The following is a 26,138-nucleotide window of genomic DNA, read 5'->3' on the forward strand; positions in this document are numbered from 1 at the left end:
CCAGTGGTTTTGCTGTAAATATTAGTTTGTTTTTATAAAAACACGTTCGTCGCAAATTAAGCCACATCCCTGCCGTGGCAGTTCTTGAACTTTTTGCCGCTACCGCAAGGGCAGGGGTCATTGCGGCCCGTTTTCGGTCCAACCTTAACCGGCTCCTGCCGGACAGCCGTGCCGTTGTTCGGGTCGAAGTAGTCTTTTTCGTTGGCGGCGTAATCATCGCCGATCGCATCAACTGCCTCTTTATTCGATTGCAGATGGCTTAGATCGGTGCGCTCCACATGCGCTTCCTGAACCTGCTCGGGTGCTTCTTCGGCCATCGGCAAGTTGGCATGCGCCAAAAACGAAACGATATCTTTATTTACCTCGCTGCTTAAATTTTTAAACAGGTTGTAGGCTTCCATTTTGTAGATCACCAATGGATCTTTCTGCTCCAGGTAGGCCGTCTGCACGCTTTGCTTCAGGTCGTCCATGGCACGTAGGTGCTCTTTCCATTTTTCATCAATAATGGCCAGCGTAATGTTGCGTTCCATCGCGTTGGTCAACTCTTCGCCGCCCGATGTGATGGTTTTTTCCAACGGTGCCAGCACATTGATGCCTTTGCGGCCATCGCTGAAGGGCACGATCACGTTTTCGATATGGGCACCCTGCGTAGCGCGGATGTTATCGAACACCGGCACGGCCTGCTGCTGTACGGCTAATTTGTGGGCCTGGTAAGCCTCGGTAGCTTCATTGTACAACGCATCGGACAGTTTATTTGCATCGGTTCTGCGGAACTGCTCTTCGGTGATCTGTGTATCGAGGCCAAAGTTGATGATGCAAGCCAGCTTAAAGCCTTCAAAATCTTCTTGTTCGCGGTAAATGCTCACCAGTTCTTCTGCAGTTACGGAAAACGCGTTGTCGATGTCCAGCGCCAGGCGGTCGCCAAACAGGGCGTGGTTGCGGCGTTCGTAAATGGCGTTCCGCTGTTTGTTCATCACGTCATCGTATTCCAACAGGCGCTTACGAATGCCGAAGTTATTTTCTTCCACTTTCTTTTGTGCCCGTTCAATGGAATTGGTGATCATGCTGTGCTGGATCACTTCGCCTTCTTTATAGCCAAAGCGGTCCATGAGGCCTGCAATACGCTCTGAGCCAAACATGCGCATCAGGTCATCTTCCAGCGACACGTAGAACTGCGAAGTACCGGGATCGCCCTGGCGGCCGGCACGACCACGCAACTGGCGGTCAACGCGGCGGCTTTCGTGGCGTTCAGTACCAATAATGGCCAAACCACCCGCTTCTTTCACACCAGGCCCGAGCTTGATGTCGGTACCGCGACCGGCCATGTTGGTGGCGATGGTTACGGCGCCAGGCAAACCGGCTTCGGCTACAATTTGTGCTTCACGGGAGTGCTGCTTGGCATTGAGTACGTTGTGTGGGATTTTTTTAACCTGCAAAGCACGGCTCAGTAATTCACTTACTTCCACCGACGTGGTACCAACCAGCACAGGGCGGCCCGCATTGCGCAGCGCCTCCACTTCGTCAATTACCGCACGGTATTTTTCGCGTTTGGTTTTATAAACTAAATCCTGCGAGTCTTTACGCACCACCGGGATGTTGGTAGGAATCGTTACCACATCCAGTTTGTAAATGCTCCACAATTCACCTGCTTCGGTTTCGGCAGTACCGGTCATACCGGCCAATTTGTGGTACATCCGGAAAAAGTTCTGCAGCGTAACGGTAGCATACGTTTGCGTAGCCGCTTCAATCCGTACATTTTCCTTTGCTTCAATGGCTTGGTGCAAACCATCCGAGTAACGGCGGCCTTCCATGATCCGGCCGGTTTGTTCGTCAACAATTTTCACCGCGCCGTCAATTACCACGTATTCCACGTCTTTTTCAAAAAGGGAATACGCTTTCAGCAACTGCTGCACCGAATGGATGCGGTCGGCTTTGGTGGAGTAATCGTTGATGATGGCTTCTTTTTGCGCCAGCTTTTCTTCGGCAGGCACCTGTGCTTCATCAATCTCACCCAGTTTTACCGAAATATCCGGCAGTACAAAAAACTCAGGGTCTTCGCCGGCACGGGTAATGGTTTGAATGCCCTTGTCTGTAAGGTCAACCGATTTGTTTTTTTCATCGATATGAAACAGCAGTTCTTCATCCACAATGTGCATGTTGCGCTGCTGGTCGGCGATATAATAGTTCTCTGCTTTTTGCAATTTTACCCGCATGCCTGGTTCGCTCAGGAACTTAATGAGCGGACCATATTTGGGCAAACCACGGTAAGCACGGTACAGCATCAGTCCGCCTGTTTTGGGATCGTCGTCGCCGGCAGCAATCAGGCGTTTGGCTTCGTTTAAAAAGCCTCGCACCAGGCGTTCCTGTCCTTCCACTAAAGCTTGCACGCGGGGACGCAGCGTTTGGTATTGCTGGTCGTCGCCACGCGGCACCGGGCCCGAAATGATCAGAGGCGTACGTGCATCGTCGATCAACACGGAGTCCACCTCATCCACCATCGCAAAATGGTGTTTGCGTTGCACCATTTCCTCCGGTGTGTGCACCATATTATCGCGCAGGTAGTCGAAGCCAAATTCGTTGTTGGTACCGTAAGTGATATCGGCCAGGTAGGCGCGGCGGCGCATTTCGGAGTTGGGCTGGTGCTTGTCGATGCAATCAACACGCAGACCTAACCATTCGAAGATGGGACCGTTCCACTCACTATCCCGGCGGGCCAGGTAGTCGTTCACGGTTACAATGTGCACGCCTTCGCCAGCCAGTGCGTTCAGGTAAGCAGGCAAGGTAGATACCAGCGTTTTACCCTCACCGGTGGCCATTTCCGAGATCTTGCCCTGGTGCAACACGATACCACCAATAAGCTGTACATCGTAGTGTACCATGTTCCAGGTAACGGTGCCGCCGGCAGCGCTCCAGCTATTTTGGTAAATGGCCTGGTCGCCTTCGATGCGGATATGTCCTTTGCCGTTGGCCGCCAGTTCGCGGTCCAGCTCGGTGGCGGCGGCTGTTACTTCAGTATTTTCTTTAAAACGGCGGGCGGTTTCTTTTACTACGGCAAAAGCTTCGGGCAGCAGCTCTTTCAGTGCCTCTTCAATCTTTTGATCGCGGTCTTTTTTCAGGCGGTCCACTTCCTGATAAATGGCATCTTTGCCCACCAGGTCGTTGAACGGCAGCTCTTCGGCCCGTTGGTTGGCCGCGGCAATTTCGGATTCAACACCCTTGAGGTGTTCGGCAATGCGCTGGCGAAACTGCACTGTTTTATTGCGAAGCTCGTCGTTGGAAAGCGATTGGTACTGCGAGAAATTTTGGTTGATTTTGGCAACCAGCGGTGTGATGCTTTTTACATCACGCTCCGATTTTGAGCCGCCAAATAACTTGGAAAAAAAACCCATAATATACTATTGTCGTTGAGAAGTTGTACTTGGCAAAAATGGGGCAGAAATTTTATTCGGGCCATTTTGACAGGGTGCCAAAGATAACGGTATTTCAGGAGCCCTTACACAGGAGGGCGGTTAAGAAAAACCTGCTGGCATGGCCTTTTGTGTTTGTTTAACAACGATGTGGAATGTGATCTTAAATTTTTGGAGTTACGATATGTTGAAAAAATGGTTTTGCGCGGCGCTGCTGCTTGTAGTTTTTTCCTGTTCCAACGAGCCGGGCAAACAGGCGCCGGGTAAAAAGCCGGCCGGTGTATGGGCCCAGTATAAAGTGTGGGCCGAAGAGGGCGACAGCGCCGCCACCTGCATGCTCCAGTTTTACACCAATGAACGGATGGCCCAAACCATGCTGCTGCAGCCGCCTGCCGCTGTACAAATAGACGGACAGGAGTTGCAGCCCGACAGCGCCGGCGTAGTGGGGGCGTTTTACGAATACCAGGCGCCGGTGGCCAGGCTTGTGGGGAAACATACCATCCGCTTTACCGACCTGGAAGCGAATCATTACACCGACGAATTTAATTTTCAGCCTTTTACAATCGGCGCCGAACTGCCTGCAGTTTTGTCGGTTGGCGATCACGAATTGCCCCTAAATGGCTTGTCCAACGGCAGTTCGGTACGGGTAGTGCTCACCGATACATCGGCTGAAGGCGTTGGCGTAAACGAGTTGCTGCAGGTGCGCAATGGAAAGCTGGCGCTGCCGGCAAAGTTTTGGGAAAATTTGGCCGCAGGCCCCATTGTGATGCACCTGACCGCTGAAGAAGAACGGCCGCTAAACAGCAATTTAGGCGGCGAAATACTGATTACATACGGCCTCAGCCGGATTGTAACGTTGCGGAAATGATCGGTCGTTGGGCGCATCTTTTTATTTAGCGCTGTCAACCGTTCCGGAAATAGTAAAAACCGCCACGTTAAACATTTATCCACACCCTATTTCTGCCCCTACTGCGGTATGGAAGTTTCCCTTTGTACCCGTACCTTTGCGCACCAAATACCGGGGCCCTCTATTTTCGGGCTTGATTGAACTAATCTTTGCGTTTTACCGCAGGTAGTTTTTCAACAATGAAATTAAGAGCACCGGGAACGGAGCCGCCACAAGCGCTCCAACTTCCAAAAATAAAACTACAAACCACCCATGGCTGGTCAGTTAAAAGAAGTACGCAACAGGATTAAATCGGTGCAAAGCACCCAGCAGATTACCAAGGCAATGAAAATGGTGAGTGCAGCCAAACTGCGCCGTGCCCAGGATGCCATTGTACAAATGCGCCCCTATGCCCGAAAACTGCAGGAAATGCTGAGCAACATTGTGAGCAGCAGCGAAGGCGAAGGCACTATGGCACTGGCAGCAGAGCGCCCCATTGAGCGGGTGCTGTTGCTGGTAATTACCTCCGACCGCGGACTGGCCGGCGCTTACAACGCCAACGTGATTAAAACTGCCCGGCAGATGATGCGGGAGCAATATGCCGCGCAGGCTGCCAAAGGCAACGTGGAAATTTGGGCCATTGGTAAAAAAGGGTACGAGCATTTTGCAAAAGCAAATGCCCGGGTTACCGAAACCTACCGCGATATTTTCCTGCAACTGAATTTCGAGAACGTGCAAAAGGCGGCGCAGGCTGCAATGAAAGCGTTTGAGCGGAAGGAATTTGACGTGGTGGAAATTGTATACAGCGAGTTTAAAAACGCCGCAACACAGCGTTTTGTAGCGGAGCGTTTCCTGCCTATTCCAAAAGTGCAGCGCACCGAAGGACAGGCTGCAGCCAGCGAATTTATTTTCGACCCCAATAAAGAAGAACTGATTGCAGAATTGATGCCCAAGATCCTGAACACGCAGTTGTACAAGGCGGTGCTCGATGCCAACGCATCGGAGCATGGTGCCCGCATGACGGCGATGGACAAGGCTTCGGAAAACGCCAACGAGCTGCTGCGTTCGCTAAAAATATCTTACAACCGTGCCCGCCAGGCTGCCATCACCACCGAGCTTACCGAGATTGTAAGCGGTGCCGCGGCGCTGCAAGGGTAGGGGTAATTTGAAAATTTGAAAGTGTGCAAATGAAACAATGAATGGGCCCGGTGTGGCAGCTGCAATTGTTTTATTTGCACATTTTAATGTTCGGCATTTTCAAATTTTCATATCCCTAAATTTTCAAATTTATAGATGGAACTGTCCAACCTTATTCCGCATATTGAGGCCCTGATTTTTGCTTCCGATAAACCATTGTCCGGCACCGAAATAACGGAGCTGATCAACGGCGCTTTTGGTTTTATGGAAGACAAGATCACCGAAGAACAGGTTGATACCGCGTTGGCAGGTATTTCGGAAAAATATGATTCCGAGTTTTACCCGTTCTCCATTCGGCAAAGCGGCGGCGGCTGGCAGTTTTTGACCAAGAAAGATTTTCATAAAACCATTGCGCAGCTCAATGGTGAAAAATACCTGAAACGTCTGTCGCCAGCGGCTTTGGAAACGTTGGCCATCATTGCTTACAAGCAGCCCATCACAAAAGGCGAAATTGAATTGATCCGTGGCGTAAGCGCCGATTACACCATCCAGAAATTATTGGAAAAAGAACTGATCGTGATTGCCGGCCGCAACGAAAACGCAGTGGGCCATCCGTTGGTGTATGCTACTTCCAAAACCTTCATGGATTATTTTGGTTTGAATACCACTGCAGATTTGCCCAAGATCAGGGAAGTGCTGCAGGAGATTGTGGAACCTACTACAGTGAATGGTGCGGTGGTTGAAACTGGTGAAGAACTGGCCGTCTCGGATGAAGGTGAATTGATTGCCCGCCTGGAGGATACGCCTGTGGAAGGCGCAAGGTTGTTTGTAAACGGTTACCCCGTTGAAACGCCCGGCACCGACGAAGCCGACCTGCATGCCGATAAGGAAACAGAACAACGCGGACCGGTGGAACGAACGGATGAAGATGATGCGCCGAAAGAAGGTGAAGAAGATTAATTATTGCAATTTTTGATAAAAAATGCACCGCCTAATGCGGTTAACACAATATGTCGCAAAGCCTGACACACACCCAACTGGTTGAATTAGCAAACCGCTTTGGCACGCCGCTTTACGTTTACCACGCCGAAAAAATTAAGGAACAATACGAGGGCCTGCAAAAAGCATTTGATGGCACCAAAGCCCGCTTTTTCTATGCGTGTAAAGCACTGACCAATATCAACGTTTTAAAATACATACAATCGCTTGGTGCCAACATCGACTGTGTAAGCATAAACGAGGTGAAACTGGCGCTGCACGCAGGTTTTAGCCCCGACCGCATTTTGTTTACCCCCAATTGTGTTGACTTTACCGAGATTGAAGCGGGCAAGGACCTGGGCGTAAACCTGAACATCGATAACATCTCGATCCTCGAGCATTTTGGTGCAAAGTACGGTGGTTCATATCCTATTTGCATTCGCTTCAACCCACACATCATGGGTGGTGGTAATTATAAAATTTCCACCGGTCATATCGACAGCAAGTTTGGTATTTCCATTCACCAGTTGCGCCATATTGAACGCATTGTAAAAACCACCGGGCTGCAGGTAAAAGGCATCCACATGCACACCGGCTCCGATATCAAGGACATCAATGTGTTTATTGCCGGACTTGAGATCATGTTTGATGTGGCCGCACATTTCCCCGAGCTGGAATTCATCGACCTGGGCAGCGGTTTTAAAGTGCCTTATTTTGAAGATGACGTACGCACCGATGTGCAGGCGCTGGGCGCTAAAGTGCGGGATGCTTTTGAGCAATACGCGAAAGAGCACGGCAAAGAACTGGAAGTGTGGTTTGAGCCGGGCAAATACATGGTAAGTGAAAGCGGTTATTTTATTGTAAAAGCAAACGTGGTAAAACAAACTACTGCTACTGTATTTGTGGGGGTCAACAGTGGTTTTAACCACCTCATTCGTCCCATGTTTTACGAGGCTTATCACCGCATTGAAAATATATCCAACCCGTTTGGTGCACCGCGCATTTATACTGTTGTTGGTCATATTTGCGAAACCGATACGTTTGCGTGGGACCGCACACTGCCCGAGGTTCGTGAAGGCGATCTATTGGTGTTTTACAACGCCGGCGCTTATGGTTTTGAGATGTCGTCGAACTTCAATTCTCGACTGAAACCTGCCGAAGTGCTGGTGAAAGATGGCGAAGCGCTGCTGATCCGCAAACGCGAAGAATTTGAGGATTTGCTGCGGAACCAGGTGGAGGTGTTGTAAGAGTCGGAAGTCGGAGGTCGGAAGTCCGAAGATGGTTTATCTAAGATTAAAAAGTCCTACAGGCTTGGAGATTACTTTTCCCAGGCCTGTAGGACTTTTCTTTTCTATAAACATATGTCTTCGGACTTCTGACCTCCGACTTCCGACTCCTCAGCTTCCTTCCGGCAACAACAAATGAAAAGTTGCACCAACACCCGGCTCGGAAGTAGCCCAGATGGCGCCGTGGTGATTGAGCACTACTTTTTTGCACAGCGCCAATCCAATGCCCGTGCCTTCGTAAGAAGAGCGGGAGTGGAGCCGCTGAAAAATGGTAAAGATCTGGTCGGCATACTCGGGCTTAAAGCCAATGCCGTTGTCCGTAACCGTTATATAGTGCAACGGCGTTTCGTGGTGCGCCAGGCCGTGTTCGGCAACAAGCGTCTTATCGGCCGGTGTGCTGGCCACTTGTACAAAAGGTGCAACGCCTTCTTTCGAAAACTTCAATGCATTGCTCAGCAGGTTATAAAAAAGCTGGCTCATTTGCAAAGCACTGGCCTGCACGTTGGGCAATGGTTGCCATTCAATACGGGCGGCTTTTTGATTGATCAATAATTCCAGGTCTTCGTATACCTGCTGCAAAATCTCATTCAGGTTGACTGGTGCAAACTGTGCTTGCTGCGTACGGCCCAATCGCGAAAAATCAAGCAGGTCTTTGATCAGTTCCTGCATCCGCGATGAAGACTGCCAAATGCGATCGATAAAATGGGTTACTCGTTTCGGTTCTTGCTGCTTTAGTTCCGACTCCAGCATGCCGGTAAAAGTGCGGATTTTGCGCAGCGGTTCCTGCAGGTCGTGGGATGCTACATAAGCAAACTGCTCCAACTCGCTGTTCGACCAAGCAAGGTTGCGATTTACTTCCTGTAACTCAAAAGTGCGTTCCGCTACTTTTTGTTCCAGCAAATCCGCCGCATGTTTTTGATCGTTGATGTTGGTGCAGGTGCCAAACCATTTGGTGATGTTGCCTTCGCCATCCCGCATGGGCACGGCGCGGGCCAAAAACCAGAGAAACACACCATCGTATCGGCGCAGGCGGTACTCAATTTCATACACTTCGCCGTTTGTTACCGCGTTATTCCACGTGTGCCAGGTGCGGTCTGCATCATCGGGATGTACAATGGTAGTCCAACCAGACGCTTTCGTTTGCTCAAACGATAACCCGGTGTAATCGTACCATTGCTGGTTAAAAAAATCAACGGCGCCGTTGGGCTGTGCGGCCCAAACCATTTGCGGCATAAAATCGGTTACGAACTTGAATTCCTGGATCAGTTGTTCCAGTTCAACGTTCTTTAGTTGCAGCGTTTCTTCTGCTTTCAATTGAGCGGTGATGTCGCGGAATTGCCAAGTCCAGCCCAGGTAATTCCCGTCTTTACTGCGAATGGGATAACCATATCGTTCAATGATGCGACCATCTGTTAATTCAATTTCGTCGCGGCTGCCGGTTTGTGGGTTCGCATATAAAAATTCAATGCGTTCTAAAAATGCATCGTAATTCCGGATCGTTATTTTAAAACGTTCCAAAAGCTCGCCGCGGGTTACCGTCTTGATGGTTTCTTTCGAAAAGCCAAAGATCTCGGCATAGCGTTCATTGAGGTAATAAATTTCTCTGTTGGTATCGATGCCCAAAATGCCCAGCGGCGAACCTTCATTTTGTGCTTCGAACAATGCGTTGCTCAGTTCCAGTTCGTCCTCTATGGTTTTACGTTCCTCTATATCAAGCACCGAACCAATGTAGCCCAGAAATGCGCCAGCCCTATCGAACCGCGGCATGGCTTTGTCCAGCATCCACCGGTAGCTGCCGTTGGCATAGCGTAGGCGGTATTCCATGCTAAAACCGGTTTGCACTTCGTTGGCTGCCAAAAAATGTTCAATGGCCGCCTGCCGGTCATCGGGGTGCAGCGCGGCGGTCCAGCCAATGCCCTGGCCTTCGGCCAATGTTTGGCCGGTGGCCTGCAGCCAGCGCCGGTTGAGGTATGTGCATTGTCCGTTGGGATCGGTCACCCAAATCATCACCGGCGCATGATCGGCCATTGAGCGAAAACCTTCTTCGCTTTCCTGTAGTTTTAGTTCTGCTTCTTTTTGTTTGGTTATGTCCACCACAGTGCCGATAAACCTGGAGGCCTGGCCAAAATCATTAAAATATGCTTTGCCGGTAGAACGAATCCAGCGGAGCAGCCCATCTTCAAAGCCGATGGTGCGGAACTCGGCCGAAAAAACGCCATCATTTTCCCCCGCAAAAGCCGCCTGGATCAACTGGTGGGTGCCCTCGCGGTCATCGGAGTGCAGGCCGGTCAAAAAATTATTGTAGTCGACAGGGAAAGGCTGGGTAATGCCAAACAATCGGTAGCATTGCGGCGACCAAAGCAGCTGGTTATTTTGAATGTCAAAATCCCATGTGCCTACACCCGCTGCTTCCAGCGCTTTTTCAAGTCGTTCTTTTTCCTGGGCCATCTTGTTGTCGGATACCATAAGCTTTGGTGCTGTTGCCCATGTATTTCAAAAGAAAGCCTGGAACGGGCGGCTTAACGAACAGAAGTCAGCAACCGCTTGTAACGATGGCTTTTTCCGAAGGTCAGTATTGCATGCACGCCGGGCCGCAGAAAATTAGGTCGGTGAGAAAGCTGCGCCAAACGGAATTTCTTTTTATTACAGCAGGATAATTCCGGTGAAATTAAGCAAAGCTGGTATTTGTACAAGCGGCGGCCGGCCCATATTTTACCGGCGGCAAAGGTCATGGAAAACTTGCGCTAAATTTAAAGCCGTAAAACAAAAAGCGTACGATGAAATACCTGGTGTTGCTGTTGGTCATATGTTCGTTGCAGGCCCATGGCGCCGACACTACGAAATTGTATAACCCGTACGCCAATGCCGAGAAAGACCTGGCCGCATTGATGATCCGTGCAAAGGCCGAACGCAAACACGTGCTGGTGCAGATTGGCGGCAACTGGTGTGTGTGGTGTTATAAGTTCAATGCCATGTTGCAAACCGACAGCACGCTGAAACGGATGCTGGAAGGCAGCTATATTTTGTATCACCTTAATTACAGCAAAGAAAATCGCAACGAGGCGATGCTGAGCCGGATCGGGTTTCCGCAGCGTTTTGGTTTCCCGGTGCTGGTAGTGCTCGATGCTGCGGGCAACCGGCTGCATACGCAGGACAATACTTTGCTGCAAAAAGGCAATGGATATGATTTTGAAAAAGTAAAAAGCTTTTTGTACAACTGGTCGCCGGTAGCTTTGCAGGCAAGCAATTACAAAGAAAGTTAGGCAGGTATTTCGGTGCTGATTAGTTCGTTTAAACGGGATGACTTTTTTAAACAAAAGTTCTGTTTTTTAATTGTTGCATCAACTGCGGTAACTTTAAGCATAACCGCTTTGCATGCAACAACAAGTCCAATTGCAACCTGCCGATCAGTTTTTCCAGATCATTCGAAACCCGCTGAAACTGCGGCTTTTTTTGCTGCGCAAATTGCCGGCTGCTGCATTTTCAGGGCTGCGTATTGTTAACGTAGATGAAGGGGCTTGCACGGTGTCCGTTCCTTACCGCTGGTCTACTACCAACCCATTTCGGTCTACCTATTTTGCATGCCTCAGCATGGCGGCCGAACTAAGCACTGGTGTGTTATCGATGGCGCAGGTATGGGGCCGCAAACCGCCGGTATCCATGCTGGTGACAGGCATGGAAGCCCGCTTTTTTAAAAAAGCTACCGGCACTACTTTTTTCACTTGCAGCGATGGCGCTGCCATAAAGGGCGCCATAGAGAAAGCGGTTCAAGCCGGAACGGCCCAAACCATCAGCGTATGTAGCGAAGGAAAAAATATCCAGGGCGAACCGGTAGCGACTTTTGTTTTTGAATGGTCGTTTAAAGCAAAGGGTGCAGCGATTGTAAACAGTAACAATGCATGAACGGTCAAGTAGTGCATGATCCATATCTTTTATTTTCCCGCCCATCCGCATTAACTTCAAGACATTAACCATTACGTTATGAAAATTGCTTTTCATGGTGCAGCCCGCTCCGTAACCGGCTCCAAACATTTACTGACGCTCAAAAACGGTAAACAAATTCTGCTCGATTGTGGCCTGTTCCAGGGCATGGGCAAAGAAACGGAGGCGCTTAACCGAAAATTTGGCTTTGATCCGGCAACTGTAGATGTGGTGGTGCTTTCGCATGGCCACATCGATCATTGTGGCCTGCTGCCTAAGCTGGTAAAAGACGGCTTTAGCGGCCCCATTTATTGCACGCCAGCAACCCGCGATATTGCTGCAGTTTTGCTCGAAGATTCGGCGCAAATACAGGAAAGCGACATTAAATACAGCAACAAAAAACGCAGGGCAGAAGGACGGCCATTGATTGAGCCGCTGTACCGCAAAGAAGACGCGGTGGCGGCGATGCAGTTATTTAAAACCCGCGAGTATGGGCAATGGTTTGAAGTGCTGGAAGGAGTGGAGGTAATGTTCACCGATGCGGGTCACATCATTGGCAGCGCTGCAGTACACCTGCGCATTACTGAAAACGGCGTGCAGCGACAAATATCTTTCAGCGGCGATCTCGGCCGCTATCGCGATGTGATATTGCGGTCGCCGGCACCGTTCCCGCAAGCCGATTTTATCATCCTCGAATCAACCTATGGCAACAGCCTGCACAAAAGTGTTGCGTCCAGCGTGGACCTGCTGTTGCACTGGATTGAAAAAGTGTGTGTGCAGCGCAGGGGCAAACTGATTATTCCTGCATTCAGCCTGGGCCGCACACAGGAGATTTTATATGCCCTCAATCAACTCGAATTAGAGAACAGGTTGCCGCGACTGGATTATTTTTTAGACAGTCCATTGAGTATTGCAACAACGGCGTTGGTAAAGAAGTACCCGCAATATTTTAATAAAACCATTCAGCGGGTGTTGCAGGAAGATCATGATCCTTTTCATTTCAACGGGCTGCAATATGTACAGTCGGTTGAGGAGTCAAAAATCCTGAACTATCGCAACGATCCTTGCGTTATTATTTCGGCCAGCGGAATGGCGGAAGCTGGCCGTGTAAAACACCATATCTCCAACAATATTGAGAACAGCCGGAATGCCATTTTAATGACCGGATATTGTGAGCCGCAATCGCTGGGTGGCAGGCTGATGGACGGGCAAAAAGAAGTGAGCATTTTTGGCGTACGCCATGAGGTGCATGCCGAGGTGGGCGTGATCAAAAGCATGAGTGCCCACGGCGATTACGAGGATATGAGCCAGTGGCTGGCGGAGCAGGACCCGAACACGGTACAAAAGCTTTTTTTGGTGCATGGCGAGTACGATGTGCAACAGGATTTTAAGGAGCGCTTGCAGCGGAAAGGTTATGTTGATGTGATCATCCCGGACCGCCACCAGGAGGTTGGTTTAGGATAAAGTTTTCAGCAAAATGGCTCTTAAACGGAGCCATTTTGCATTCATGACATACGTGTTTCCGACATCTGGTCAGTTAAAAATATTTAACAAGAATGCACCGCTGCAAAACGTCAATTTTCTGCTTTAAAAATGCGTGTGATTTTTTTTCACATTCTCTTTGGAATAACCGCACTGAATTTGCGTCTTTAAAGAAAAAAGGAGCATAAATGAAGCCTGTAAAACTGCTGGGAATCTTGTTTTTGGCAGCTTTTGTAGTAAGCGGTTGTGCAGCCGTGGCGCATGTGGAAAAAGACGAAACGGTTAACTTCAGCAAGTACAAGACTTTTGCCTGGACAGAAACTTCAGACACCGATTCAGCAAGTGGGAAAGTAACATCGGACCTAACCGAACGCAACATCAAAGCAGTTGTGGCGGCCGAACTGGTGAAGCGAGGTTGGCGCGAAAGCAATACTAAACCGGATGTGTTGCTGGGCTATGATGTGCTGGTGGAAAAGAACCTGCGGGAAACAAACAATCCGTTATACTCCCGGGCCTATACGCGGTATTTGTTTAACCCTTACACCCGCCGTTGGATTGGCTTTTACTATCCATCACAATTCATGGGCTACGACAATGCGGCCTATGAAGTACGTGAGGGTACCGTAACCATTACGATGGTAGATGCCGCAACAGAGAAAGCCGTGTGGCAGGGTTGGACCACCTCGGAAATCAACAGCCGCAACCTTACGCGTAAGGAAATCGAAAGCAGCGTGAAAAGCATTTTCCGCAAGTTCGATGTGGCGAAGCGTTAGTGTATTTTTTGCTTATCATAATCCGGGCCCTATTTCTATAGGGCCTTTTAATTTTTTTGGCAGTTTAAAGCGGACGCCTATCTTTGCACTCCCAAAACACGAACGCCGCGTTCGTCTAAGGGCTAGGACACCTCCCTTTCACGGAGGCGATACGGGTTCGAATCCCGTACGCGGTACAAAAAAAAGCTCCACGGTTGTGGGGCTTTTTCATTTAGTGTTGGTGCGCTTTCGTCAAACGTGAAGCGTCAATCGTGAATGGTGAGTGGGCAATGGTGAATAGTGGATAGGTAGGGAGGAACGCTGGTCTTTTCGTATGAGAAATGATTAGCTGTGTGCAGGTAAATTTTTTTAGAAAACGAAATGATTTCCTTTGGGTGCAATAATCTCTGCCCTTATCTTTGCACTCCCAAAACACGAACGCCGCGTTCGTCTAAGGGCTAGGACACCTCCCTTTCACGGAGGCGATACGGGTTCGAATCCCGTACGCGGTACAAAAAAAAGCTCCACGGTTGTGGGGCTTTTTCATTTAGTGTTGGTGCGCTTTCGTCAAACGTGAAACGTCAATCGTGAATCGTGAATAATCGAGCATTGTTATTTAACTAACTGCATAGCGATTTGACGCGATCCCATTCTTTGTTCTACAACTGGCAATTAAAAGCCATTGTTTAATTACAAAAACAAAAGGCAAGAATTAAAACGGTTATTGGCATTTTACCAACCTACTCATTTCAATTTTTGCCTTTCTTATTACGCTGAATCATTCGCATTAACGCTTCGTGTTCCTTCGTGTTTTTCGTGTCTTTGTGGTTCAAGATTTTCACGATTGACGTTTCACGTTTCACGAACAACAACCTCCACAACGCCTACCCAAACAAATCCGAACTCAAATACCGGTCGCCACGATCGCAGCAAATGAAAACGATCACGCCGCTTTCCAGTTCCTGCGCTAATCGTATGGCGGCGGCGGCGGCACCACCGCTGCTCATGCCGGCGAAAATCCCTTCTTCGCGGGCCAGCCGGCGGGTCATTTCCGTTGCTTCCTGCTGCGATACATCCATGATGCGGTCTACCCGTGCAGGTTCAAAAATCTTCGGAAGGTATTCAACCGGCCACCGGCGGATGCCCGGAATGGACGATTCCTCCGTAGGCTGGCAGCCAACAATCTGCAGGTTGTTGTTTTGTTCTTTTAAAAACCGCGAACAACCCATTATGGTACCGGTAGTGCCCATTGAACTTACAAAATGGGTGACCTGGCCTTCAGTGTCTTTCCAAATTTCCGGGCCCGTTGTTTTGTAATGGGCCATGTAGTTGTCCGGGTTGGAAAATTGGTTGAGCAGGTGAAAAGTGCCACTAGCGGCCTTTTCCTCCGCATAATCGCGGCAGGTTTCAATATTTTCCAGCAGCGTAACGGTGGCACCAAACGCCTCCATGGTCAACACTCTTTCGCGGGTGCTGCTGGCTGGCATTACCAGTTCTATTTCAATGCCGTACAATTTTGCCATCAGCGCCAGTGCAATACCAGTGTTGCCCGACGTTGCTTCAATCAGTTTCGTTTCCTTATTTATTTCACCACGTTCCAGCGCACTGCGGATCATGTTCAGTGCCGGCCGGTCCTTTACACTGCCACCGGGATTGTTTCCCTCCAGTTTTGCGTATATGCGTACCCGTGGGTTTGGGTTTAACCGTTGTAATGCTATTTGTGGCGTATTGCCTACTGTATCTAAAATGCCTGCCATTAGATCAAAATTTTTCCTTCCAATACGGTAATCTCGGGGTTGTGAAATACCAGTGAACCGGGAGGCACGCTGGCAGTAAGCCACACGTTGCCGCCAATAACACTGTGGTGGCCCACAATCGTTTCGCCGCCCAAAATGGTAGCGCCACTGTAAATCACTACATGGTCTTCAACGGTGGGGTGGCGTTTGGTGTGGGCCAGTTCCTTGCTTACACTTAGCGCACCTAGCGTAACGCCCTGGTAAAGTTTTACATGGTTGCCAATCACTGTTGTTTCGCCAATAACAATGCCCGTTCCATGATCAATAAAAAAGTACTCGCCGATTGTTGCGCCGGGGTGAATATCAATGCCGGTTTTTGAATGCGCAAACTCCGTAAGAATACGCGGCAGCAAGGGCACCTGCAGCAATAAGAGTGCATGCGCAATGCGGTAAATGGATATGGCGAAAAAACCAGGATAAGCCCTGATCACTTCAAATTCGTTCGTAGCTGCAGGGTCGCCTTGTAAAATGGCTGATACATCACGATTAAGCGTTTCATACAATTGCGGCAGGTCTTCAAAAAAGCTGCGGCTGCGCATTTCATTGTTGCAATCGGTGCAGGCCTGTGTGCCGTTTAATATTTGCACCAGCTCATGTTCCAGTTCGGTAAAACGCGTTGCTAATTGTGCTTGGGATAGCGTTCCGGTTTCAGCACGTTCGGGAAAAAGCAGGGCCACCACGTTCATGGCCCAATCCGATATAGCAGCATTGGAAGGCACGGCCTCCACCTGCTGTTGTTTATGGAAAAGGTGTTGCAGGAAGTTTTTATCCATACGATTATTATGCTGCGGAGCGCACCAGGGCCCGTGCAGCAACGATAAAATTAGCTTCCTTTTTGTTTTGTGCGCTATAATAATAGCGCCGCACCTGCAACGGATCCATTTGACAAGGTCCAAATCAGGCACTTACCTGCCAGCCCCTGCTTTCAAAATAAGCCTGCATCAGCCGGTATTTGTCGGCCACATTGTGTTGCTTGAAAAATTGCTGTGCTAAAAACTCTTCGCAGCGGGCCAGGGTGCGGCCCACAAGGTTCAAGTACTTTTTGCCCGGACGAATCCGTACGGTTTCATCCTTTACCATCACTTCCATTTCATAGGGTGCTTTCTCCACACGAAACATAAGCCACAATTTATGGTTCGTGCTACTGAAACAAAGACAATACCATTTTACTATACATGGGCTTGCAAAAAGGTCCCGCAATGCGGGGCCTTTTAACCAAAAAAACAAGAATGAAAACGCTACTTAACCCGCAGCACAGGCCGTAATTTGTAGCCGTCGCGTTCCTGTTTTACAGAAAGCGCTGCATCAAAATCGATTGTGAGTGAATCAAGTGTTTGGCGCATCGGCTTGCTGATTTTGATCTTCAGCCCCGATTGTGCGCCGCTTGGAATGGTGAGGTCATGTGTTTCGCCATTGGCCACAACCGAGTTGTTTTCGCCTAGCACCAGGCGAATCTCTTTTACGGTGCCTGTACCAACATCGCCTTCGGCTATCAGCGTGTCCACGCCGTTTTGCAGCTCGAGCAAGTTGTACACGCCGGGTATAGCTTTCAGTGTAATCCACGCCGCCGAGTCGCGGTCCATTTTTACCAGCACCTGCTGCAGGTCTACATTTACTTCATCCAGCGCCGTGGGTGCATCGGTAAGGCGTACCCGTAAAGTGTGGCCGCTTTCTTCTTTATTGCACGCAGCAAAAGAAATACATGCGGCAAAAGCCAGCGCAAAAAACAAGCGGTGTATGTTCATGAGGTAGGGTTTAGTTTTTAAAGGGTGGCTTATGGACTGCTGGTAAAGCAGTAAGGTTTAACATTGCATCAACTTTTTCTCGCCCTTTCCTGATGGCTATCAGTAAGATTGTTCAACAAACTGAGCATAATCATTGAATAAAATTCATTGAAGCGCTGCTCTTTTAACAATTTTGCATCATTATTGTACCTTCGACGCGCATTTAAATAAAATCTAAATCAAATACAGATGAGCACCGTAAAAGTCGCAATCAATGGTTTTGGACGGATTGGCCGGTTGGTTTACCGCCAGATCTATAAAATGGAAGGCATCGATGTAGTAGCCATCAACGATCTGACCAGCCCTAAAGTGCTGGCACACCTGCTGAAATATGACACAGCACAAGGACGCTTTGACGAAAAAGTAGAAGCCACTGAAAACGCAATCATAGTAAATGGCGATGAAATCAAAATTTACGCTCAAAAAAATCCAGCCGAAATTCCCTGGGGACAGCACGATGTGGACGTAGTGCTGGAGTGCACCGGTTTCTTCACCGATAAAGCTAAAGCAGAAGCACACTTACAGGCTGGCGCCAAAAAAGTAGTGATTTCTGCACCTGCAACCGGCGACCTGAAGACCATCGTATTCAATGTAAACCACGATATCCTCGACGGCACAGAAACCATCATTTCCTGCGCATCTTGCACCACCAACTGCCTGGCGCCGATGGCCAAAGTGCTCGACGACCAGTTTGGTATCCTTGCCGGTTTGATGACTACCGTGCATGCTTACACGAACGACCAGAATACACAAGATGCACCACACGCTAAAGGCGACCTGCGCCGTGCCCGTGCCGCTGCACAAAATATTGTACCCAACAGCACTGGTGCTGCAAAAGCCATTGGCCTGGTACTCCCCGGCCTGAAAGGAAAACTGGATGGTTCGGCGCAACGTGTGCCTACCCTCACTGGCTCACTCACCGAGCTTACAGTTCTGTTGAACAAAAAGACTTCGGTTGAAGAAATCAACGCTGCGATGAAAGCCGCTGCCAACGAAAGCTACGGCTACACCGAAGACGAGATCGTTAGCTCCGACATCATCGGCATCAGCTACGGTTCCCTGTTCGATGCTACCCAAACAAGGGTATTGTCGGTAGGCGATCAGCAAATGGTGAAAACAGTTAGCTGGTACGACAACGAAATGAGCTATGTAAGCCAGTTGGTACGCACTGTTAAGTACTTTGCACAGCTGATTCAGAAATAAATGAAAGGCTCCTGCGGGGGCCTTTTTTTATCCTTACCAAACCCAACACTGAACATGAACAATTTCGATCAATATAATTTCGCAGGCAAAAAAGCGCTGATCCGCGTTGACTTCAACGTGCCGCTGGATGAGCAATACAATGTAACCGACGACAACCGGATGCGTGCTGCCGTTCCAACCATTGAAAAGATTTTAAAAGACGGCGGCAGCGTAATCCTGATGTCGCACCTGGGCCGTCCAAAAGATGGTCCTACTGAAAAATACTCCCTCAAACATTTGGTGGCACACCTGAGCGAACTGCTCGGCGGCCGTAAGGTTGATTTTGCAAATGATTGCATTGGTGCAGAAGCAGAACAAAAAGCTGCAGCGCTGCAACCCGGCGAAGTATTGCTGCTTGAGAACCTGCGTTTTTATAAAGAAGAAGAAAAAGGCGACGCGGGCTTTGCAGAAAAGCTTTCCAAACTGGGCGATGTGTATATCAACGACGCATTTGGTACAGCACACCGTGCCCACGCATCAACTGCAGTTATTGCGCAGTTTTTTGCACCGGATGCCAAAATGTTTGGCCTGCTGATGAACGGTGAAGTGAGCAGTGCGGAGAAAGTGATGCATGCTTCTGAAAAACCATTTACTGCCATCATCGGCGGCGCCAAGGTTTCGGACAAAATCCTGATCATCGAGAACCTGTTGGAGCGTGCCACCGATATTATTATTGGCGGCGGTATGGCGTACACTTTTTACAAAGCAATGGACGGAAAAATCGGTAACTCGCTGTGCGAAGAAGACCGCCTCGATACTGCCCGTGAGCTGTTGAAAAAAGCGGAAGCAAAAGGTGTAACCATTCACCTGCCTTCCGATTCCATTATTGCCGACAAGTTTGCTGCCGATGCCGAAGTTTCGTCTGCGCTGAGCAACAATATTCCCGACGGCTGGATGGGGCTGGATATTGGCGCATTGGCCTGCGCTATGTTTACTAAAGTGATTAGCAATTCCAAAACCATTTTGTGGAACGGCCCGATGGGGGTGTTTGAAATGGAAAAGTTTCAGCACGGCACCAAAGCCGTTGCCGAAGCCATTGCAGCAGCTACTGAAAACGGCGCCTTCTCACTGGTGGGCGGCGGCGACAGCGTAGCTGCCGTAAACAAGTTTGGCTTTGCCGATAAGGTAAGCTACGTGTCCACCGGTGGTGGCGCCATGCTTGAGTTTTTTGAAGGCAAAGACCTGCCCGGCATTGCTGCTGTGAAAGCATAATTCAGCGAGGAATAAAATGGAAAAGGCTGCACCTTGGTGCGGCCTTTTTTGTTGCTGCAATTTTGGTGTAAAAGAATGATGTTTGGTTTTCGGGTAGGCGTGGTGTTAGTGCGGAACACGTCATATTGTCGGGTTTAGGTTCGTGGAACAAAAATTGTGTACTCCTAAATGCTTAGTTTAATTTTAAAAGAAAAATAGAAAATGAAAGGACGTTCCCTTACTACCATCATTATAGTTGGCGTATTGGCCCTGCTACTGTTTTGGGGTTGTGGCTCGTACAATGGGCTGGTGCAACAAGATGAAACTGTAAAAAATGCTTGGAACAAAGTGCAAAGCGATTACCAGCGTCGTGCAGATCTTATTCCGAATTTGGTAAACACTGTAAAAGGTGAAGCCAGTTTTGAACGCGGCACGCTAAACGATGTAATTAATGCCCGTGCACGTGCAACTTCTACGCAACTCAATGCCGATGATTTGACACCCGAAAATATTCAGAAATTTCAGCAAGCACAATCGCAGCTTTCTGGTTCGCTGAGCCGCCTGTTGGTAACAGTGGAACAATATCCCAACCTGCGTGCAAACGATGCCTTCCGCAACCTGCAAGCGCAACTGGAAGGAACCGAAAACAGGATCAAAGTTTCCCGTAACGATTTCAATGATGCCGTGCAAGTGTATAACACACAAGTGCGCCGTTTTCCTACAGCATTGTTTGCAGGCATCATGGGCTTCAGGCCACGCCAGGGCTTTACTGCCGATGCAGGCGCTGAGAACGCACCGAATGTGGATTTCAGCGATCAGCAACGCCAGCCCTCGGTGAATTTTAATGATACAACCACTACAACCCGTTAACCGTGCGGCTGTTTCCCTGGCAAAAGCAGACTGAATTTTTCAGTCATACGGAGCAGGAGCAAATCCTTGCTGCACTGCGGGCTGCGGAGCAACGCACCAGCGGCGAACTGCGCATTTTTGTTGAATCGCGGTGCCGCTATGTTGATGCCATTGACCGCGCTGCCGAACTGTTTTTCCAGTTGCAAATGGATGCCACCTCGCAACGCAATGGCGTGTTGCTATACCTGGCGTTGGCCGATCACCAGGTGGCGGTTTATGGCGATGCCGGTATCCATGAAAAAGTGGGACAGCAGTATTGGGAAGCTGAAGTCGGTAAGATGCTCCGGCATTTCCGCGAGCAGCATCCTGTTGACGGGATCATTGAATGCCTTGGCGACATTGGTGATGCCTTGCACCAGTTTTTCCCGTACGATCAAAGCACAGATAAAAACGAATTGCCCGACGATATAATTTTTGGCAGATAAGCTGCGCATGCGCTACCAGTCACGTGTTGAACAATCAATGAAGTATTTCCTTTTAATCATATCTCTTAGCTGCAGTTTGTTGGTTGGTGCGCAAAGCATCGACCGCATTGTGCCATCGAGGCCGTCGCCGGCACGGTTGGTAAACGACCTGGCAGATGTGCTGACACCGGAGCAGGAAGCAGCTTTGGAGCAAAAACTGGTAGCCTACGACGACAGTACTTCCAACCAGATTGTGGTGGTAACCATGACCACGCTGGAAGATTTTCCGATTGAAGATGTGGGTTTGCAGATCCTACGGAAATGGGGCGTGGGCAACAAGGAAAAAGACAACGGCATTGTTTTGCTGGCGGCTATCCAAGACCGTAAGATCAACATCCAAACAGGTTATGGAATGGAAGGTGTGGTGCCCGATGCCACGGCCCGCACCATTATTGAAAACGATGTAATTCCTGCTTTTCGCACCGGTAATTTTTACCGCGGTTTTGATGAAGCAACAACTTCAATTTTTAAAGCTGCTGCCGGCGAATACCAGGCTCCTCCCGGCTATGCCGACCGTGGCAAAAGGCGTGGTAATGGTGGCATTAGTATTGGGCAGATTATTTTCGCTATTATTATTCTCATCGTCATCATGAACATGTTTGGCGGTGGCGGTGGCCGTGGTGGCGGCTTCATGAGCCGCAGAGGCTATCGCCGGGTTGGCGGCCCCATTATCTTCCCTGGCGGATTCGGCGGTGGATTTGGTGGCGGCTTCGGAGGCGGAGGCGGCGGATTTGGTGGGGGTGGCTTTGGCGGATTTGGCGGCGGTAGCGGCGGAGGCGGCGGTGCCAGCGGTTCGTGGTAGCAGTTTTTTGTAAAAAAACTTTTTGCAAAAGCCAACAACTTGCAATCCCATTCAAGGCATTAAATAGTAAAGATTTTTTCCCAGGTTGTATAAAAAGCAAAGGGCCGTTTGATACGGCCCTTTGCTTTTTATTGGATGAAATGTATTGCGCTATATCGTCAACTTAGAAACTTTTCTTTTCAAAATTATCTGCAATCTTGCTGGTAATATAAGCTGCCTGTTCTTTTTGACCGGCGGTGGTTTTTGCCTGCGAAAGTTGGCGCAACATGTTTTCAACAAAACCTTGCACCTGTCCACGGTAAGCTTCGGGTATGGCCATTACAAAACCAACCACATCATCAATGCCGCGTTTAAATGTCTGCAGCGATTGCACTTTGCCCAGGTATTGAATCAGCGGCACAATGCTTTCGAATTTCGCCTGGTTCAGTGGCATGGCTTCAAAGTTGGTGAGGATCGTTTCTGCATTGCTTTCGTCGCCGGCCTGTATCATTACGCGGGTTGCAGCGCCAGCCAGGGCGCCCTTCAATCCGGTTTTTGGCAGCTTCGCCAATTCGGCAGCTGCAGCGGCGGTGTCCACTAAGCTCAGTGCTTCCAGTCCGCTGGCGGCAACTGTGTAAGATGAATCAGAAATGGCGCTGCGGAACAGCGGTACATATTTAGCAAAACCATACTCACCCAGCTTGCTGATGGCAGCTGCCCTAACGGTGCGTTTGGGATCTTTTTGCGCAATGGCATACAGCTTTTCTTCAGCGAGGGTTTTCACCGCCTGCTTTTTCAGGTCAAGGTTTTGAATGGCCATGCTGCGGAGCTCGTGGTAAGGATCGTTCAGAGCCTGCATCAGCATTTCCACGGCCTTTTGTTCGGCTTGTGCTTCGGCAGCGGCAGCCAGCGCTTCGTAGCGGTCCATAAAGTTGCGGCCATGCTGGTATTGAAAGGCGTATTCCTGCAGCGTCTTGTTTTCCTTTTTCTCTGCCAATAGTACTTTCTCCGCATCAAAATTCACCAGGTCGGGCCTGCGTTGTGCGGCAAACACAAAAGTGTCCACCCGGTTTTTTACCCACACATTATAGCGCATCCGGTCATTGCCCTGGTACACGTCAATGGCCGTAGGCAGTTGAAACAAGTTGGTGCTGTCCTGCGTTTGGCGCACAATTACCTGCACCTGCTTTGCTGCATCATTATAGTTATAAGTGATGTCGAGTTTAGGATGCCCTTTACCAAAATACCATTGGTTGAAAAATGGGTTCAGGTCTTTGCCGGTAACTTCTTCAAAGGCAAGGCGCAATTGGTGCGCTTCAGCCGATTTGTATTTGTTGTTGGTCAGATACAAATTCATGCCTTTGAAAAATGCACTGTCGCCAATGTAGTTGCGCAGCATGTGCAAAATGCGGCCGCCTTTGTTGTAGCTCACGGCATCAAACATGTCCTCTTTATCGCGGTAGTCAAAACGCACCAGGTCTTTTTCCTCGCTGCCACTCATGATGTAGCCCTGCATGTCTTCATGGCTGTGCGCATCAGCGGATTCTTTGCCATATTTATATTCCCGCCACAGGTACTCGCTGTAGTTGGCAAACGATTCGTTCAGCGTCAAGTTGCTCCAGCTTTCGCTGGTTACATAATCACCAAACCAGTGGTGAAACAATTCGTGTGCAATTACATCTTCCCAGCTGTTGCCATCGGTTAGTTGGCGTGCATCCTGTTGCGCCGATTCGCCATGCAACGTTGCTGTTGTATTTTCCATGGCACCGCTAACATAATCACGCACCACCATTTGCGCATACTTTACCCAGGGGTATTCCACACCGGTGATCTTTGAAAAAAACTGCATCATTTCCGGCGTCATGCCAAAGATGCGGCGGGCTACAGCTGCGTAGTCTTTTTCAACATAATAACTTACTTCCTTGCCTTTGTAATTGTCTTTTAGCACGGCAAAATCGCCAACACCCATAAAGAACAGGTACGGTGCATGTGGCTGGTCCATTTTCCAATAATCGGTGCGGGTGCCATCGCTATTGGTCTTTTGGCTTACCAGTTTGCCATTACTCAAGGAAACATATTTTGCAGGCACGGTCAGGTAAAATTCCTGTGTTGTTTTTTGGTTGGGCCTGTCGATGGTCGGCACCCAAACCGAAGTAGCTTCTGTTTCGCCTTGTGTCCATATTTGCGTGGGTTTGTTGGCTTCGGTACCCAACGGGTTGATGAAATACAAACCCTTTGCATCGGTGATGGCCGCGCTGCCTTTTGTTTTAAAATCGTTTGGCTTTGCGGTGTATTCTACATACAACACATAGCTTTCGCCGCGGCGGTAAGTGCGGTCGAGATCTATGTCCAGTTGCAGGCTGTCGTAGGTATATTTCAATGCGCTGTTTTTACCGTTGCGCACCAGCGCCACTTGGTTGATGTCCATGCCTTTCGCATCCAGGCGCAGCGAATCAGTTGGGTAAAAATGCGGCTGCAGGGTCAGCCATACTTTGCCGTTCAATTGAGATTTGGTGTAATCAAACCGTGCTTCCAATTTTGTATGCACCAGGTTGTTGATTTTTTCTGGTGTGGTCTGGTACACCTGTGCGTTTCGGTGAATGGTGCTGGGTGCGGCTTCCTGCGCTTGCAGCGATCCCGCTGCTGCCAGTAAGAAAAATGCAATAGCAAATCGACTCATAATAAGAAATTGTTGGGTGTAAATTTAGGGGTAAGCTTTATTCGGCCCGTTTATTTGAAAATGACGGGGTAAATAAAGCGCTGATGTTTTCTGTAACTTTGAATACCATGAAGAACGCTTTTTTGCTGGTGATGCTGCTTTGTGTTGGTACCGTTGGCTGGGCCCAAAAAATCTATTTCATATATATACAGTCCGACACGCAAACGCCATTTTATGTAAAAATGGGCAGCAAAGTGTTGAGTGCCTCTTCCACAGGGTACCTTATTTTGCCCGAGTTGCTGGAGAATACGCACAGCTTTCAATTAGGGCCGGCTGCAGGAGAGGGCGAATTGCAGTTTTCGGTACCGGTGCGCCAGTCGGACCGCGGTTTTTTACTCAAGAAATTTTCGGACGGCTGGGGTTTGTTTGACTTGCAAAACATGCAGGTAATCAAGCCTACCAACAGCGCTGCAGGTTTTGCCTATACCCAGCGTGTCCGCGACGATCGTTTTACCCACCTGCTTGCCGAAGCCGCCGACGATACGACAGTATTTTACCAACCTATAGTTGCCAGCGCAACGCCTGCAAAAAAAACGGATCGGCCAAAAACGCAAGAAACCGCGCCAGCTAAAGCAGAAGAAAGCAGTTCTGTTTCGCCAGTTACTGCGAACACCGTGCACCAGCAAGTTGATACCGTGGTAAGTGTTGCTACAGGTAATGCAAATGCCGTTGCTCAGAAAAATGACGCCGCAACCGTTGCGGTACAGCCGGCCACTGTTGCAAAAAATTCAGCGAATAATGATTCGGTATTGGCAAAGGCAACAGAGGTAAATGTTCCGGCATCGACCAACACCGTTGCTGCTGTTTCAAACAATGCATCTACTTCTCTTGACTCCGTGACCGAAGTGAATGAGGAAGGTGCAGAAGCTCTGGTTTATAAAAAATCAAAGATTACCCGCCGTGCGGAAAGTTCCACTGTGGATGGTTTTGGGCTGGTGTATTGGGATGAGATCGACGGGGTAGTGGACACCGTTCAAATCTTTATTCCAAACCAAAAGTTTGTATTTGCCGAAGCGAAAGTTGAACCGGAAGGGGAGGCAGCAAGCGGCAAAGACGTGGCTGCAGCAAATGGCGCGGTAACAGCTGAAAAGAAAGCAACTCCGCCTAAAACCTGCAACGGCAAGGCCAGCGATAAAGATTTTTTCCGCATCCGCAAAAGCCTGGTGTCCTTTGATACCGAAACCCAAATGGTGATTGCGGCCCCCAGCAGTTTTCGAAACAAGTGTTTTTCCGTGGAGCAAATCAAAAATTTGAGCACCCTGTTTTTGACGCAGGATGGCAAATGGCAATTTTTGGAAGCTGCCTTTCCGCATATAATAGATAAAGGTGCATTCTCTGGTTTGCAGTCCGAACTTCGCGACGAACCTTATATCTCCCGTTTTAAAGCGTTGGTAGCACAATAA

Annotated in this window: 22 protein-coding genes and 2 tRNA genes; 16 read left to right on the forward strand and 8 right to left on the reverse strand. The window is 49.2% G+C overall.

The annotated features are described in order from the left end of the window. Positions 1–56 precede the first annotated feature (56 nt). Complete coding sequence (secA, locus tag EPD17_RS10150) at positions 57–3,392, reverse strand: preprotein translocase subunit SecA (RefSeq protein WP_240040794.1); 3,336 nt, start codon at positions 3,390–3,392, stop codon at positions 57–59. 172 nt (positions 3,393–3,564) lie between these two features. On the opposite strand from secA, the gene EPD17_RS10155 reads away from it, so the two are divergent. The 4 genes from EPD17_RS10155 to lysA all read left to right on the forward strand — a co-directional run bounded on the left by EPD17_RS10155 (position 3,565) and on the right by lysA (position 7,655). Then, positions 3,565–4,275, forward strand: a complete 711-nt coding sequence (locus tag EPD17_RS10155) for a hypothetical protein (protein WP_132053909.1) — start codon at positions 3,565–3,567, stop codon at positions 4,273–4,275. Between the two features lie 291 nt (positions 4,276–4,566). Then, a complete protein-coding gene (gene atpG / locus EPD17_RS10160; protein ID WP_114236829.1) occupies positions 4,567–5,451 on the forward strand; it encodes an ATP synthase F1 subunit gamma in 885 nt (294 codons plus the stop codon). Between the two features lie 135 nt (positions 5,452–5,586). Then, positions 5,587–6,390: an SMC-Scp complex subunit ScpB gene (gene scpB / locus EPD17_RS10165; RefSeq protein ID WP_132053911.1), complete on the forward strand. Its 804-nt coding sequence runs from the start codon at positions 5,587–5,589 to the stop codon at positions 6,388–6,390. Positions 6,391–6,440: 50 nt separating this feature from the next. Further along, a complete protein-coding gene (gene lysA / locus EPD17_RS10170) occupies positions 6,441–7,655 on the forward strand; it encodes a diaminopimelate decarboxylase (protein WP_114236827.1) in 1,215 nt (404 codons plus the stop codon). Positions 7,656–7,805: 150 nt separating this feature from the next. Here the strand turns inward: lysA and EPD17_RS10175 are convergent, their stop codons facing one another. Both EPD17_RS10175 and EPD17_RS10180 read right to left on the reverse strand, forming a co-directional pair. Beyond that, the gene (locus tag EPD17_RS10175) at positions 7,806–10,160 is read right to left on the reverse strand and encodes a PAS domain-containing sensor histidine kinase (RefSeq protein WP_132053913.1); all 2,355 of its coding nucleotides are present in this window, start codon (positions 10,158–10,160) and stop codon (positions 7,806–7,808) included. A 53-nt stretch (positions 10,161–10,213) separates the two neighbouring features. Next, on the reverse strand, positions 10,214–10,426 hold the full coding sequence (locus tag EPD17_RS10180) for a hypothetical protein (protein ID WP_132053915.1): 213 nt from the start codon (positions 10,424–10,426) through the stop codon (positions 10,214–10,216). A gap of 45 nt (positions 10,427–10,471) precedes the next feature. Between EPD17_RS10180 and EPD17_RS10185 the strand changes: the two genes are divergently transcribed. The 6 genes from EPD17_RS10185 to EPD17_RS10210 all read left to right on the forward strand — a co-directional run bounded on the left by EPD17_RS10185 (position 10,472) and on the right by EPD17_RS10210 (position 14,361). Next, on the forward strand, positions 10,472–10,957 hold the full coding sequence (locus EPD17_RS10185) for a thioredoxin family protein (RefSeq protein ID WP_132053917.1): 486 nt from the start codon (positions 10,472–10,474) through the stop codon (positions 10,955–10,957). Between the two features lie 112 nt (positions 10,958–11,069). After that, entirely contained in the window at positions 11,070–11,597 is a 528-nt protein-coding gene (locus EPD17_RS10190; RefSeq protein ID WP_132053919.1) for a DUF4442 domain-containing protein, read from the forward strand. 78 nt (positions 11,598–11,675) lie between these two features. Further along, positions 11,676–13,079: an MBL fold metallo-hydrolase gene (locus EPD17_RS10195; protein ID WP_132053921.1), complete on the forward strand. Its 1,404-nt coding sequence runs from the start codon at positions 11,676–11,678 to the stop codon at positions 13,077–13,079. A 206-nt stretch (positions 13,080–13,285) separates the two neighbouring features. After that, a complete protein-coding gene (locus EPD17_RS10200) occupies positions 13,286–13,870 on the forward strand; it encodes a DUF4136 domain-containing protein (protein WP_132053923.1) in 585 nt (194 codons plus the stop codon). A 104-nt stretch (positions 13,871–13,974) separates the two neighbouring features. Then, positions 13,975–14,046 (forward strand) — tRNA-Glu (locus EPD17_RS10205). Between the two features lie 243 nt (positions 14,047–14,289). Further along, positions 14,290–14,361, forward strand: a tRNA-Glu gene (locus tag EPD17_RS10210). A gap of 372 nt (positions 14,362–14,733) precedes the next feature. Here the strand turns inward: EPD17_RS10210 and cysM are convergent. The 4 genes from cysM to EPD17_RS10230 all read right to left on the reverse strand — a co-directional run bounded on the left by cysM (position 14,734) and on the right by EPD17_RS10230 (position 17,390). After that, entirely contained in the window at positions 14,734–15,606 is an 873-nt protein-coding gene (gene cysM / locus EPD17_RS10215) for a cysteine synthase CysM (RefSeq protein ID WP_132053925.1), read from the reverse strand. Continuing rightward, the gene (gene epsC / locus EPD17_RS10220) at positions 15,606–16,418 is read right to left on the reverse strand and encodes a serine O-acetyltransferase EpsC (protein WP_132053927.1); all 813 of its coding nucleotides are present in this window, start codon (positions 16,416–16,418) and stop codon (positions 15,606–15,608) included. The genes cysM and epsC overlap by 1 nt, the downstream gene beginning before the upstream one ends. Positions 16,419–16,542: 124 nt before the next feature. Then, positions 16,543–16,764, reverse strand: coding sequence for a hypothetical protein (locus EPD17_RS10225; protein WP_132053929.1), 222 nt, complete (start codon positions 16,762–16,764; stop codon positions 16,543–16,545). Positions 16,765–16,883: 119 nt separating this feature from the next. Next, positions 16,884–17,390 (reverse strand): DUF4382 domain-containing protein, encoded by a 507-nt coding sequence (locus EPD17_RS10230; protein ID WP_132053931.1) that lies wholly within the window; start codon positions 17,388–17,390, stop codon positions 16,884–16,886. Between the two features lie 228 nt (positions 17,391–17,618). Between EPD17_RS10230 and gap the strand changes: the two genes are divergently transcribed. The 5 genes from gap to EPD17_RS10255 all read left to right on the forward strand — a co-directional run bounded on the left by gap (position 17,619) and on the right by EPD17_RS10255 (position 22,037). Continuing rightward, positions 17,619–18,632: a type I glyceraldehyde-3-phosphate dehydrogenase gene (gap, locus tag EPD17_RS10235; RefSeq protein WP_114236817.1), complete on the forward strand. Its 1,014-nt coding sequence runs from the start codon at positions 17,619–17,621 to the stop codon at positions 18,630–18,632. A gap of 54 nt (positions 18,633–18,686) precedes the next feature. Then, positions 18,687–19,883, forward strand: a complete 1,197-nt coding sequence (locus EPD17_RS10240) for a phosphoglycerate kinase (protein WP_132053933.1) — start codon at positions 18,687–18,689, stop codon at positions 19,881–19,883. A 201-nt stretch (positions 19,884–20,084) separates the two neighbouring features. Continuing rightward, complete coding sequence (locus tag EPD17_RS10245) at positions 20,085–20,732, forward strand: LemA family protein (RefSeq protein WP_114236816.1); 648 nt, start codon at positions 20,085–20,087, stop codon at positions 20,730–20,732. Positions 20,733–20,734: 2 nt separating this feature from the next. After that, a complete protein-coding gene (locus EPD17_RS10250; RefSeq protein ID WP_132053935.1) occupies positions 20,735–21,196 on the forward strand; it encodes a TPM domain-containing protein in 462 nt (153 codons plus the stop codon). 37 nt (positions 21,197–21,233) lie between these two features. Further along, the gene (locus EPD17_RS10255; RefSeq protein ID WP_132053937.1) at positions 21,234–22,037 is read left to right on the forward strand and encodes a TPM domain-containing protein; all 804 of its coding nucleotides are present in this window, start codon (positions 21,234–21,236) and stop codon (positions 22,035–22,037) included. A 163-nt stretch (positions 22,038–22,200) separates the two neighbouring features. On the opposite strand, the gene EPD17_RS10260 is transcribed toward EPD17_RS10255, so the two are convergent. Then, a complete protein-coding gene (locus EPD17_RS10260; RefSeq protein WP_132053939.1) occupies positions 22,201–24,696 on the reverse strand; it encodes a M1 family aminopeptidase in 2,496 nt (831 codons plus the stop codon). A gap of 107 nt (positions 24,697–24,803) precedes the next feature. On the opposite strand from EPD17_RS10260, the gene EPD17_RS10265 reads away from it, so the two are divergent. Then, positions 24,804–26,138: a DUF4476 domain-containing protein gene (locus EPD17_RS10265; RefSeq protein ID WP_165929588.1), complete on the forward strand. Its 1,335-nt coding sequence runs from the start codon at positions 24,804–24,806 to the stop codon at positions 26,136–26,138.

The sequence above is a fragment of the Pseudocnuella soli genome, from assembly GCF_004347775.1.
In the GTDB taxonomy this organism is placed as follows: Bacteria; Bacteroidota; Bacteroidia; order Chitinophagales; family Chitinophagaceae; genus Flavisolibacter; species Flavisolibacter aquaticus.

What these genes read in the sequence shown, in the direction of transcription:
- atpG (WP_114236829.1), top strand. Translation starts at nt 4,567, where the DNA reads ATGGCTGGTCAGTTAAAAGAAGTACGCAACAGGATTAAATCGGTGCAA.
- scpB (WP_132053911.1), top strand. Translation starts at nt 5,587, where the DNA reads ATGGAACTGTCCAACCTTATTCCGCATATTGAGGCCCTGATTTTTGCT.
- lysA (WP_114236827.1), top strand. Translation starts at nt 6,441, where the DNA reads ATGTCGCAAAGCCTGACACACACCCAACTGGTTGAATTAGCAAACCGC.
- EPD17_RS10175 (WP_132053913.1), bottom strand. Translation starts at nt 10,160, where the DNA reads ATGGTATCCGACAACAAGATGGCCCAGGAAAAAGAACGACTTGAAAAA.
- EPD17_RS10180 (WP_132053915.1), bottom strand. Translation starts at nt 10,426, where the DNA reads ATGACCTTTGCCGCCGGTAAAATATGGGCCGGCCGCCGCTTGTACAAA.
- EPD17_RS10185 (WP_132053917.1), top strand. Translation starts at nt 10,472, where the DNA reads ATGAAATACCTGGTGTTGCTGTTGGTCATATGTTCGTTGCAGGCCCAT.
- EPD17_RS10190 (WP_132053919.1), top strand. Translation starts at nt 11,070, where the DNA reads ATGCAACAACAAGTCCAATTGCAACCTGCCGATCAGTTTTTCCAGATC.
- EPD17_RS10195 (WP_132053921.1), top strand. Translation starts at nt 11,676, where the DNA reads ATGAAAATTGCTTTTCATGGTGCAGCCCGCTCCGTAACCGGCTCCAAA.
- EPD17_RS10200 (WP_132053923.1), top strand. Translation starts at nt 13,286, where the DNA reads ATGAAGCCTGTAAAACTGCTGGGAATCTTGTTTTTGGCAGCTTTTGTA.
- cysM (WP_132053925.1), bottom strand. Translation starts at nt 15,606, where the DNA reads ATGGCAGGCATTTTAGATACAGTAGGCAATACGCCACAAATAGCATTA.
- epsC (WP_132053927.1), bottom strand. Translation starts at nt 16,418, where the DNA reads ATGGATAAAAACTTCCTGCAACACCTTTTCCATAAACAACAGCAGGTG.
- EPD17_RS10225 (WP_132053929.1), bottom strand. Translation starts at nt 16,764, where the DNA reads ATGTTTCGTGTGGAGAAAGCACCCTATGAAATGGAAGTGATGGTAAAG.
- EPD17_RS10230 (WP_132053931.1), bottom strand. Translation starts at nt 17,390, where the DNA reads ATGAACATACACCGCTTGTTTTTTGCGCTGGCTTTTGCCGCATGTATT.
- gap (WP_114236817.1), top strand. Translation starts at nt 17,619, where the DNA reads ATGAGCACCGTAAAAGTCGCAATCAATGGTTTTGGACGGATTGGCCGG.
- EPD17_RS10240 (WP_132053933.1), top strand. Translation starts at nt 18,687, where the DNA reads ATGAACAATTTCGATCAATATAATTTCGCAGGCAAAAAAGCGCTGATC.
- EPD17_RS10245 (WP_114236816.1), top strand. Translation starts at nt 20,085, where the DNA reads ATGAAAGGACGTTCCCTTACTACCATCATTATAGTTGGCGTATTGGCC.
- EPD17_RS10255 (WP_132053937.1), top strand. Translation starts at nt 21,234, where the DNA reads ATGAAGTATTTCCTTTTAATCATATCTCTTAGCTGCAGTTTGTTGGTT.
- EPD17_RS10260 (WP_132053939.1), bottom strand. Translation starts at nt 24,696, where the DNA reads ATGAGTCGATTTGCTATTGCATTTTTCTTACTGGCAGCAGCGGGATCG.
- EPD17_RS10265 (WP_165929588.1), top strand. Translation starts at nt 24,804, where the DNA reads ATGAAGAACGCTTTTTTGCTGGTGATGCTGCTTTGTGTTGGTACCGTT.